This is a genomic window from Paenibacillus tengchongensis, assembly GCF_008973665.1.
GTDB lineage: Bacteria > Bacillota > Bacilli > Paenibacillales > Paenibacillaceae > Paenibacillus_AQ > Paenibacillus_AQ tengchongensis.
Window position 1 is genome coordinate 286060 of record NZ_WACP01000002.1, and the last position, 11586, is coordinate 297645.

Sequence of the window (11586 nt, forward strand, 5' to 3'; positions counted from 1 at the left end):
AGGAGCGTTCTTAACGGACAACCAAAGGCTCCGCATGGAGCAGGGAGGCCGACAGCAAATAACGGTCGGGGGCCGGCCCGACGTAGCCGAAAGGATAACAGGTAATCAGCGTCAGCAACGGTTCAGTACTCGGCTTGATCGCTCCTCGCGCATCTTCATCTACAATGACACTTCCCGTAACCTCATAGGTGAACCTGCCGTCAGCGGTCTCTACCTCGATCCGGTCCCCGGCCTGAAGGTCCCCCAGACCCCGGAAGACGGAATCGCGGTGTCCGGCCAGTACGCTGTTGCCGTTTGCGCCGATGACGGCGCTGCCTGCATAATGTCCGGCGCCTTTCTTAAGCTGGGCCTTCCCGGTACCCTCCAGAATCGCGACCCGTTTCCCGAGACGCGGAAAAGAAATTTCGCCGATTACTTCTCCCTCCGCATATTCAGCGGCTGCTGTTCCGCTTTTGTTTGCCGAACCTGGTGCAGCTGGATCAGCCGGTTCGGCCATGGCAGCCATTTCGGCAGTCAACGGAATCTCGTCCCCGGTTTGGACGGGAGCAACGGCTTCCTCCCTCTTTTTCGTCCATTCGCTGAGGGCTTCCTGTGCCTCTGCCGGCCCCCGGAACACCTGAATTACCGAATACACCAATACGCACAAAGAGAGCATGAGAATCAGCTTCACGGCAAGGACCAGACCGGAACGCTTCTTCTGCATGCTCTCTCCTCCAAATCCTTATAACGTTATTTCTTGGTTCTCAGCTTGCGCAAAGCGAGGATGCTGAGCGCAGCAACGATCAGGCTGACCGCGATCAGGTTATACCATGGCCCGGCGGTATCCGGAAGCTCGCTGTCATCCTCCGGAGCGGCGAGCGGCAGCTCGTCGTCCTCCAGCACGATCTCCGGTTCCGGTGTAGCGGTAGCGCCTGCATCCACACTTCCGGCGCTGCCCGGATCAGGTGAAGGCTCATCTCCTCCTGCACCCATCGGCACAGGCTCATCGGTGAGGGTGACCTCGGTAGCGGCTGGTGAAGCCGTGGCCGGCGGAGCCGTCTGAACCGGAGTTGTTACCGGTGAGCTCGTTGGAACTACAGTAGCTGTAGCCGTCGGAGTCGCACTGGCCCCAGGCGTACTGGAAGCCGTAGCGGTCGGTGTTGCGCTGGCCTCAGGCGTACTGGAAGCCGTAGCGGTCGGAGTTGCGCTGGCCTCAGGTGTACTGGAAGCAGTAGCTGTAGGAGACGCGCTGGCCTCAGGCGTACTGGAAGCCGTAGCGGTCGGAGTCGCGCTGGCCTCAGGCGTACTGGAAGCAGTAGCTGTCGGAGTCGCGCTGGCCTCAGGTGTACTGGAAGCAGTAGCTGTAGGAGACGCGCTGGCCTCAGGTGTTGCCGTAGCCGTCGGTGTGGCCGAAGGTCCGGCAGTCGGGTCCGGCACCGCAGAAGCGGAGAACTCAAAAGCAACGCTGGCCGACTTCCCCTGAAACTCATTTCCGGCTTCCGGGGGGAAAATGACGTCCATCCTGATTTTTTCCTGTCCGCCCCCGGGCAGGCTGCCGATGGCAACCCGGCCCTCCGCTGCGCTCATGGCTCCGGAGTAGAGGGTTACTCCCTCTTTTTCAAGCGTCATCTGCAAAACTTCAAACAGTTCCTTGCTTCCCGACTGGTACTTGAAATCCACGTAATAAGTAAACCGTTCATTCCCGTCGTTAATGACGGTATATTCAGAGCTCATCTCGTCACCCGGCTGCATATTATCCATCACTGCCTGGCTTGTTGTGTGCGAGTTCACCTTCAGCTTGATGGTATCTTCGGCGCTTACCCCTCCGGCATGCCAGACGACACCGGCCAGAACGATTAGAATATAGGCACCGATAAAGACCGAGTGATGTTTGATCTTCATTTCCCCGCTCCTTTCATCTGGAGGCTTCTGCGCCTCCGGCATTTGGCGACATTTCCCCGCTTCATTCGGCCGGTTTCCACATCCTTCGGCGAAGTGAGTGGTATTCCGCAATACTACCATGTTGGCGCCCTGTTTCGCGGAGCAGAGGGGACAGCGGGCAGCGGCTATGAATGTTCGTTATAACGAATAAACTTAGTATAATCAATTATTTAAATAAAGAGAAGTGCGGTTTGCTCATAATTATTGGTGAAATCAGGGGAAAATCAATATTTAGCAAAATAATACATCCGTTTCCTCCGCTATTCTTCATTTTTCCAATACATCATTCAGTATGTATGGATCTTATAACGAACAATACACCCGGAGAAAAGTAAAAAAAGCAAGAAATGGGCCCGGGATGGCATCAGCCACCCAAACCGGGATCATTCCTTGCTCGGCAGAACAGGTATATGCGATTGTAAGATATGGGCTGGTTAAATTAATTGCCCTTAAAAAGCTCCGCTACAAGCTCATAGGAACGCAGGCGCGCGGAATGGTCGTAAATCTGCGAGGCTATGATGAACTCATCGGCGTCTGTTTCCTCGAATATTTGCAGCAGCCTTTCCTTCAGCGCGGACGGGTCACCGGCAATGGAATAGTGCTGCTTGTCGAGCAGGAGCGCTTTCTCCTGCGGGGACCAGATGCCCTCCATGCTGTCCACCGGCGGCTGCAGCTTGCCTGTGCGGCCGCGGATAATGTTCAGGAACTGCTGCTGCTGCGAGGTAGCCAGGTAGCGCGCTTGTTCCGCAGTGTCGGCTGCGGTGATTCCCAGACCCACCATCACATGCGGCTTATCCAGCACTGCGGACGGCTTAAAGCCGGTGCGGTACAGATGCAGTGCGGGCAGCAGATAATCCGGCGCGAAGTGGCTGGCAAAAGCAAACGGCAGCCCGAGCTGGGCCGCCAGCTGGGCGCTGAAGCCGCTGGAGCCGAGCAGCCAGATCGGCACATTCAGGCCTTCGCCGGGAAAAGCGCGCACGCCAAGCGGACGGGAGCCTGCACCGTTCGGATCAAAGAACGCGCGCAGCTCGCTGAGCTGCTCGGGAAATTCATTGCCGGTGGTGCCGAGCCCGCGGCGCAGCGCCCTGGCCGTAGCCTGGTCCGAGCCCGGTGCCCGGCCGAGCCCGAGATCGATCCGGCCGGGATACAGCGACTCCAGCGTGCCGAACTGCTCGGCGATCACCAGCGGGGCGTGGTTCGGCAGCATAATGCCGCCGGAGCCGACACGGATGGTGCGGGTGCCGGCCGCGACATGGCCGATGACCACCGCCGTGGCGGAGCTGGCGATGCCGGGCATATTGTGGTGCTCGGCCAGCCAGTAGCGGCGGTAGCCCCAGTCTTCCGCATGACGGGCCAGATCGAGCGTGTTATGAAGAGAATCCGCAGCGGTCCCTCCCTCCACAATCGGAGAAAGGTCCAGCACGGAGATAGGAATGTCCTTTAATGGTTTCACGAAACTTCCCTCCTGTTCGGATATGCAATACTTAGCAGTATTTGCAGTGGAGATCAAATTCACCCGGTAATTATACCATGAAATAATATTATTTACACACTTTAAGTAAGTTGCAATCGGTATATGCAGGATTTTAGCTGCACACTGGGCAAGGAATAGAACCGGGACAAGGCGGCGGAAAAAAATAATGTAAGCGGTACCAAAAGTCTCTTGTCAATACCGGTGCCCCTTGCTATAATCCCAGTGAAAAGCTTTTCTCAAAGGAAGTTGCTGCAATGAAACCTACCATTCGAGACGTCGCCAAGCTGGCGGAAGTATCGATCAGCACAGTGTCCAGGGTTATGAATGCACCGCATACGGTCGTCGAGAGCAAGCGTATCCGGGTGATGGAAGCTATCGCGCAGCTACGCTACCAGCCCAACGGGTTCGCCAGAGGCCTCATCTACAAGAAATCCTACATGCTGGGCCTGCTTATTCCCGACATTGAGAACCTGTATTTCTCCGGTGTCATCCGTGGAATGCAGGATGCCTGCATCAAGCTGGGCTACAGTCTGATGATCTGCAACACAGACCGGGATAAGGAGCGCCTGCTGTCCTATATCGACGCTTTTTACGAGAAGCAGGTCGACGGGATTGTGTTTGCCAGCGATGTACTGTATCCCGAATACTACGAGAAGCTTGTCGGCTGCCGGATTCCGTTCGTGCTGGTGTCTTCGCATTCCGATGAATTTGATGTGCCCTCCGTAGAGGTGGACGATGAGCAGGCCGCGTATGATGCGGTCCGTTTCCTGGTCGAGCTCGGGCACAGGGAGATTGGCATGATCGGCTTCAATCATGACAATTCCGTCTCCGGACCGCCGCGTTACAACGGATTTGTGAGGGCGCTGACGGAAGCGGGACTGGAGAGGAACATCGTGAAGGCGCGCTTCGCCAACCACCGCTTCGAGCATGCGTATCACGCCGCGCATGAGCTGTTCGGAGCCTACCCGGAGCTTACGGCCGTATTCTGTGTGGCCGACGAATTTGCCATGGGCGCCGTTTCCTATTTAAAGGACCGCGGCATACTCGTGCCGGGGCAGGTGTCCGTCATCGGCTTCGATAATTTGCGGATGGCGAGCATGTTCATTCCCAAGCTGACGACCATAGCCCAGCCCATTTACCAGCTTGGATACCGTGCTGCCGAGAAGCTGCACGAGCTGCTGAGCACCGGCGCAGTAGCCGTAACCAGAGAGAAGATGGAACACAAGCTGATTGTAAGAGAATCCTCAAGGGAAAGGGCATAAATGGCCTGCAGAATCATCCGGACGGCTGCGGAAATCCGGAGGTATTCCCATTATTCTGAAAAGCTTTTCACACTGATATGTAACGTTAGCTCTGCAGCCGGCAGGTGGAAAGGATGAGCAAAAAAGAATTAAAATTGCCGATAGAGAGTATTGGAAACGTTTGAACACTATGGTAATATGGAAATGTAAGCGCTATAGCCCTCATAATTCCTGCCTCAGATTTTGAATACAACCCATTCTTTTCTCTGAAAAGCTTTGCAAGGAGGTGAAGACTGCAATCCGGATTGAACACCAAGGTCAAACGGAAGAGCAATCTCTAAATCATTCAAAGGGGATGTATTAAAGAATGAACAAAGCTCCTCAACGCAAGCTGTCCCTGGCCATGACGCTGGGCCTATCGTTTACCCTGCTGCTCAGCGCCTGCGGCGGCAACGGCAACAACAGCAACAATGCGGCTCCTACCGACCCTCCGGCAGCAACCAGTACTCAAAATTCAGGTAACAACGCAGAACCTGCAAATAGTGGTGCCGCTGAGCCGGGTGCCTCTCCGCTGGCGGCAGCGCTGAACGGCGATTATAAAGGTACCAAAGTTACAATGTTCGGCCCGTTTGTGGACGCTGACCAGGTGAAATTCGAGAGCAGTATCAAGGAATTTGAAGAGAAGACGGGCATCGATATCCAATATGAAGGCTCCAAGGAATTCGAAGCGACCATCAACGTCCGCGTAGACGGCGGCAATGCGCCGGATATCGCCGACTTCCCGCAGCCCGGCCTGCTCGCCTCCATTGCCAAGACCGGCAAGGTCATTGATCTGACCGGCGTGCTTGACCAGGAGAAGCTGAAGGCCAACTACAATCAGAGCTGGCTGGATATGTCCACGATGGACGGCAAGGACGGCAAGATTATGGCCGGGATCTGGAACCGCAGCAATGTGAAGAGCCTGGTGTGGTATCCGAAGAAGCAGTTTGAGGAAGCCGGCTATACCGTACCGCAGACCTGGGATGAGCTGATGGCGCTGACTGAGCAGATTGCCAAGGACGGCGATCCGGCCTGGACAATCGGCATTGAGAGTGGCGCGGCCACCGGCTGGCCGGCCACCGACTGGGTGGAGAACATCATGCTGCGGACCACAACGCCTGAGAACTATGATAAATGGGTAAGCGGAGAGCTGCCGTTTACTTCGCCTGAAGTGAAGAATGCCGTGGATATTATGTCGAAGATCTGGCTGAACGAGGACTATGTTTACGGCGGCACTAAATCCATTGTGACTACGGCCTTCGGCGATGCACCGAAGCCGATGTTCGACAACCCGCCTAAGGCCTGGTTCAATATGCTCGGCAACTTCATCACCAGCTTCTTCCCGGAAACGGCCAAGGTCGATGAAGACTATGACTGGTTCTATCTGCCGCCGATCGATGAGCAGTACGGCAAGCCGGTGCTGGTCGCAGGCGATATCTACGCCATGTTCAATGACCGTCCGGAGGTCCGTGCGGTGATGGAATTCTTCACTACCGGCGAATCCATTAAGAACTGGGTGCAATCCGGCGGGGTCATCGCGCCGATGAACGACGCTTCGCTGGACTGGTATACGTCCGAATCCGACAAACGGATGGCACAGCTGGTGCAGGACGCTTCGACGCTCCGCTTCGACGGCTCTGACCTGATGCCGGGCAAGGTGGGCGCAGGCACCTTCTGGAGAGGGATGACCGATTATATCAGCGGCACGGCCACTCTCGATGAGGCACTGAAACAGATTCAGGAAGGCTGGAACAATTAACGGATTGGCCATGTAAAGCATGAGCGGAAGAAGAGGGACAACGGGCATAATAATCGTTCTGTCCCTCTTCTTGTATGTTAGCAGAGCTGTTTCTATTAGGAGGTACTGATATGGAGACACAACTGAAGCGCAACCAGGGAACCGGAGGACCGCAGACCCGGCAGAGAATCAGCACGGGAGCGGTGCTGCTCTCCCTGCTTGTCCTGCTTGGCAACATTGCGGTCAACGGGGCGATCTTTGTATTCTTCCGGGATTCCGCGCTGAATCCGCTGTTCACGGCTGTGCTCGCTGTGCTGTGGGGCGTGCTCGGCGTCTACCTGATTTACTATACGCTCAACTGGGCGGCGGAGCGGTACCCGGAGCGGCTCCGGCGGCGTATTCTGCCCTTTGTCTTTGTGGGGCCGGCGGTGCTGCTGCTCGGCTGGCTGCTGGTGCTGCCTGCGCTGCGGACACTGTATTTAAGCTTATTCAATGCCTCCTCGGAGAAATTCGTCGGACTGGCCAACTATGCGGCAATATTCAGCGACCGTCTCATGGGCACCGCGCTGCGCAACAACCTGCTCTGGGTGTTCGTGGGTACGCTGGCATGCGTCGTCCTCGGGCTGCTGATTGCCATTCTGGCCGACCGCAGCAGCTTTGAGAAGCTCGCCAAATCGATTATTTTTATGCCGATGGCCATTTCCTTCGTCGCCGCCGGCGTGATCTGGAAGTTCGTATACTATTACCAGCCGGGCACCGAGCAGATCGGTCTGCTCAATGCGATCGTCACCGCCTTCGGCGGGGAACCGCAGGCCTGGACCAGCATGCTGCAGCCGTGGAACAATTTTTTCCTCATCATTATTCTCATCTGGATGCAGACCGGGTTCGCCATGGTCATCTTCTCCGCAGCCATCAAAGGGGTGCCCGAGGATATTCTGGAGGCGGCGCGCGTGGACGGGGCAGGGGAGGTCAAGACCTTTTTCCGCATCATGATTCCTTATATCTCCACCACCATACTGACGGTAACCACCACCATTATCGTCTTTACGCTGAAAATATTTGACGTCGTCATGGTGATGACGGGCGGTCAATACGATACGGAGGTCGTAGCCACGCAGTTCTACCGGCAGTTCTTTATGTACCGCAACTTCGGGTACGGCTCGACGCTGGCCATTGTGCTGCTGATTGCAGTCACTCCGGTAATTCTGATTAATCTGCGCCAGTTCCGCAAGCAGGGGGGATTCTGATGGTCAAGCGCAAACGGAAGCGCGGTAAGGTCGTTGTCAATCTGGTGCTGGGAGTGATTTGCTTCATCTGGCTGGTACCGACACTGGGACTGTTCATTTCCTCCTTCCGCCCGGCGGCGGATATTCTGCAGAGCGGCTGGTGGAAGGTGTTCCCCCATCAGGAATATACGGCCGGCGAGACGCTGCAGCTCTCCAAGGAGGTGGATCTGCGCGGACCGATTGAGGTGAACGGGAAGACCTATACCGATGAACAGCTGAAGGCCGGCGTGGAGGCGGACGGCAAGCAGCTGATCTGGGAGAACCGCCGGGCCCGTACCGTCAATGTCCAGGAGCAGGGCTGGCAGACCGTGCCTGACCTGACGGTCGAGAACTATAAGAATGTGCTCTCCGGCAAGGAATACAAGCTGAAGGAAGCGGACGGCAGCGAGACGGTACAGAAGGGCACGGGGCTGTCGCAGGCGTTCTGGAATACACTGACGATCGCCGTTCCGGCGACGGTCATTCCGGTGCTGATCGCCTCTTTTGCCGCATACGCCTTCGCCTGGCTGCGCTTCCCCGGCCGCAAAACGCTGTTTGTCATGATCATCGCCATGCTGGTGATTCCGCTGCAGGTGGCGCTGATTCCGGTGCTCAAGGATTATACGGCGCTCGGACTGAACGGCAGCTACCTCGGCATCTGGCTGGCGCATACCGCCTTTGGCCTGCCGCTGGTTACCTATTTTATGTACAACTTTATCAGCCAGCTTCCGAAGGATTTGTTTGAATCGGCATTCATTGACGGGGCAAGCCACTTCACCATCTTCAGCCGGCTCATCCTGCCGCTGTCCGTACCGGCGCTGGCTTCTATCGGCATCTTCCAGTTCCTGTGGGTGTGGAATGATTATCTGGTCTCGCTGATCTTTATCGGCAACCAGCCGTCGGTTCAGGTGATGTCGATGAAGATCGCCGATCTCGCCGGCTCGCGGGGCAATGACTGGCATCTGCTTACCTCCGCCGCCTTCATCTCCATGCTGATGCCGCTGGCGGTCTTCTTCCTGCTGCAGAAGTATTTCGTGCGCGGGCTGATGGGCGGGTCGGTTAAAGGCTAGGTCTGATGCCGGCGCGATACTACCAAAGCGGGGAGGAGTGTAAATTTGATGAAGCGGAAGCCTTATGAGCATCCCCCGGCGTTGTACCCGTACGAAGAATGGAGCCTGTCCGAGGATGCTTTTGAAGATAAACATAATCAGCGGAGTGAAAGCGTGTTTGCCCTGGGCAACGGCTATATCGGGATGCGGGGGAATTTTGAGGAAGGCTACCATGGATCGCAGGGGAGTACGGTGCCGGGCAATTATTTAAACGGCTTCCATGACTGGGAGCCGGTCCGGTATCCGGAAGGGGCCTACGGGTATCCGGAGCGGAATCACGCGATGCTGAACGTAGCCGATGCGCGGATCATTGAGCTGGAGCTTGCGGGCCGGAAGTTTCATCTGGGCCACGGAACCGTCCACTCCTACCGCCGGCGGCTCGATATGCAGGGCGGCATCCTTCACCGCGAGATCGACTGGGAGTCGCCGGACGGCTGCCGCGTGCAGCTCCGCATCCGGCGGATGGTGCCGCTCCGGCACAAGCACCTGGCCGTTATTGATTACGAAGTAACGGCCCTGAACTTCAGCGGTGAGCTGACCCTCCGTTCGGCGATCGACGGGGAGATTGTGAAGGAGGCAGGCGGCAGTGACCCCCGCCTGGGCTCGGGCTCCGGCGAGCCGAGCCTGCTGTACGAGGATTCCGGCTGCGCGCCGGAGTCTTCGACGCTGTGGCTGAAGCAGCGGACGCGCCGCACCGGCTTCGCCCTGCTGACGGCGGCCAGGCATGTGCTGCGTGTGGCTTCCGGCCGGCAGGGGCAATGGGAGCAGCGCGGCCAGCGGCTGACGCTCAGCTTCGGGCTGAATCTGCGGCAGGGTGAGACGGCCGGATTGACCAAATACATCGCTTACCATACCACAAGGGATGTGGCGGAAGCGGAGCTAACGGAGCGCAGCACAGCGGTGCTGATCCAGGCGGCGGAGAGCGGCTTCGCGCAGCTGGCTGCCGAGCAGCAGAAGGAGCTGGAGCTCTTCTGGAGCCGCGCCGACGTGGAGATCGCAGGCGATGCCGCGCTGCAACAGGGCCTGCGCTTCAATGCCTTCCAGCTGCTGCAGTCGGCGGGCAAGGACGGGCGGACGAATATCGCCGCCAAGGGGCTGACCGGCGAGGGCTACGAAGGGCATTATTTCTGGGATACGGAGATGTACATGCTGCCCTTTTTCATCTATACCAAGCCCGAAATTGCCCGGGCGCTGCTGGAGTTCCGCTGTGCGACGCTCGGCAAAGCCCGCGAACGGGCAGCCGTCATGTCGCAGAAGGGTGCGCTGTATCCGTGGCGCACCATCGGCGGGGAGGAGAATTCGGCCTACTTTCCGGCCGGCACAGCCCAGGCGCATATCAACGCCGATATCGCTTACGCGCTGAAGCAGTATGTGCAGGCGACGGGCGATACGGATTTCCTCGCCTCCCGGGGGGCGGAAATGCTTTTTGAGACCTCACGCTTCTGGGCGGATCTCGGCTATTTCAACCCGGCGCGGGACGGAGCCTTCTGCATTGATGCCGTTACCGGACCGGACGAGTACACGGCCATTGTGAACAACAACGCCTATACCAACCTGATGGTGCAGGAACAGCTCCTGTATGCCGTGGAGACGGCGCAGCTGCTGCAGCGGGAGTATCCCGCCGATTACGCGCGGCTGCAGCGGGAGCTCGGTCTGAGCGCAGAGGAAATTGCGGGCTGGCGGGAAGCTGCGGAGCGCATGTACATTCCTTATGACGGGAAGCTGGGCATCTATGCGCAGGACGACACGTTTCTCTCCAAACGGCAGTGGGATTTCGCGGGTACACCGGCGGATAAATACCCCCTATTGCTGCATTATCACCCACTGGTCATTTACCGCCACCAGGTATTGAAGCAGGCAGATCTCGTCATGGTGCTGTTTCTGCTGGGCAGCCGGTTCAGTCTGGAAGAGAAACGGCGGAATTATGCCTATTATGAGCCGCTTACTACGCATGATTCCTCCCTCTCCCCCTGCATTCACAGTATTGTCTCCGCAGAGATCGGCGATCTCGGCGGCGCGTACGACTATTTCGGACGCACGGTCCGGATGGATCTCGACGACATCAACCGCAATGCCCAGGACGGGCTGCATATGGCCGCCATGGCCGGCTCGTGGATGTCTGTGGTCAACGGTTTTGCCGGTATGCGTCAGTCGGAGGGAGGGCTTAGCTTCGCTCCGTGCCTGCCGCCCCGGTGGGACAGCTACCGCTTCAGAATAACGTTCTCCGGCCGGCTGCTGGAGGTCGGCGTAACCCGCAGCTCGGTTGTCTATACCCTGCTGGAAGGCGAAGCGCTGGAGCTGCGGCACCGGGATCGTATGCTCCGGCTCCAGCCGTCTGTGCCGGTAACCACCGCTCTGCTTTAGGGTAAGGCTTGGGGGAGAGGGCTTTCCCGAAGGCGGCCCGAATCACCGCCCCGCTTCCTCCGGGGAGCCGGGCGGGCTAGTCAGGCGCTGAAGAAGCCGCCTTGAATGAAGTAGTCTTGTTTTGTGCGACTAAAATCGCCGTATTTCGCGGGAAACTGCGAAAATACGGCTTTTTTCCAGAAGATCCGACCAGACCCGTGCTCTTTATCAAGCCTGCCAAACGCAGGTGCCGCGCCCGTTCCTCTTCCCATTTCTTCAATTCATACAACACTTTCCTTCTATAACTAACCTGCCTGTTTTATCTCCTCCGGATTCCTCATATAATGAAGATGAACCCGGAATATTTTACAATGAATTTTATTTACTAATAAGTTAATTAAGCTTATAAATAAATTAAATGGAAAACCCGAATTAAGAAGAGTAAGCGCAGTTTGGC

At 57.2% G+C, this 11586-nt stretch carries 9 protein-coding genes; 5 read left to right on the forward strand and 4 right to left on the reverse strand.

The features are described from left to right. Nucleotides 1–10: 10 nt before the first annotated feature. The 3 genes from F1381_RS04185 to F1381_RS04195 all read right to left on the reverse strand — a co-directional run bounded on the left by F1381_RS04185 (nt 11) and on the right by F1381_RS04195 (nt 3373). Nucleotides 11–703 (reverse strand): class D sortase, encoded by a 693-nt coding sequence (locus F1381_RS04185; protein ID WP_151733565.1) that lies wholly within the window; start codon nt 701–703, stop codon nt 11–13. A gap of 26 nt (nt 704–729) precedes the next feature. Next, nucleotides 730–1881, reverse strand: a complete 1152-nt coding sequence (locus tag F1381_RS04190; protein WP_151733566.1) for a hypothetical protein — start codon at nt 1879–1881, stop codon at nt 730–732. A 478-nt stretch (nt 1882–2359) separates the two neighbouring features. Continuing rightward, complete coding sequence (locus F1381_RS04195) at nt 2360–3373, reverse strand: LLM class flavin-dependent oxidoreductase (RefSeq protein WP_151733567.1); 1014 nt, start codon at nt 3371–3373, stop codon at nt 2360–2362. A gap of 275 nt (nt 3374–3648) precedes the next feature. Here F1381_RS04195 and F1381_RS04200 point away from each other — a divergent pair, with 275 nt between their 5' ends. The 5 genes from F1381_RS04200 (at nt 3649) to F1381_RS04220 (ending at nt 11150) form a co-directional block, all read left to right on the forward strand. Continuing rightward, nucleotides 3649–4656: a LacI family DNA-binding transcriptional regulator gene (locus F1381_RS04200; RefSeq protein ID WP_151733568.1), complete on the forward strand. Its 1008-nt coding sequence runs from the start codon at nt 3649–3651 to the stop codon at nt 4654–4656. A 346-nt stretch (nt 4657–5002) separates the two neighbouring features. Continuing rightward, nucleotides 5003–6433 carry an ABC transporter substrate-binding protein gene (locus tag F1381_RS04205; RefSeq protein WP_151733569.1) on the forward strand — a complete coding sequence of 477 codons (1431 nt, stop codon included), beginning with the start codon at nt 5003–5005 and terminating at the stop codon, nt 6431–6433. 110 nt (nt 6434–6543) lie between these two features. Beyond that, on the forward strand, nt 6544–7659 hold the full coding sequence (locus F1381_RS04210) for a carbohydrate ABC transporter permease (protein WP_151733570.1): 1116 nt from the start codon (nt 6544–6546) through the stop codon (nt 7657–7659). Beyond that, on the forward strand, nt 7659–8747 hold the full coding sequence (locus F1381_RS04215; protein ID WP_151733571.1) for a carbohydrate ABC transporter permease: 1089 nt from the start codon (nt 7659–7661) through the stop codon (nt 8745–8747). Before F1381_RS04210 ends, F1381_RS04215 begins: the two co-directional genes overlap by 1 nt. Before the next feature lie 48 nt (nt 8748–8795). Beyond that, nucleotides 8796–11150 carry a glycoside hydrolase family 65 protein gene (locus F1381_RS04220; RefSeq protein WP_151733572.1) on the forward strand — a complete coding sequence of 785 codons (2355 nt, stop codon included), beginning with the start codon at nt 8796–8798 and terminating at the stop codon, nt 11148–11150. An 80-nt stretch (nt 11151–11230) separates the two neighbouring features. On the opposite strand, the gene F1381_RS04225 is transcribed toward F1381_RS04220, so the two are convergent. Next, nucleotides 11231–11401, reverse strand: coding sequence for a hypothetical protein (locus F1381_RS04225; protein ID WP_187355190.1), 171 nt, complete (start codon nt 11399–11401; stop codon nt 11231–11233). Nucleotides 11402–11586 lie beyond the last annotated feature (185 nt).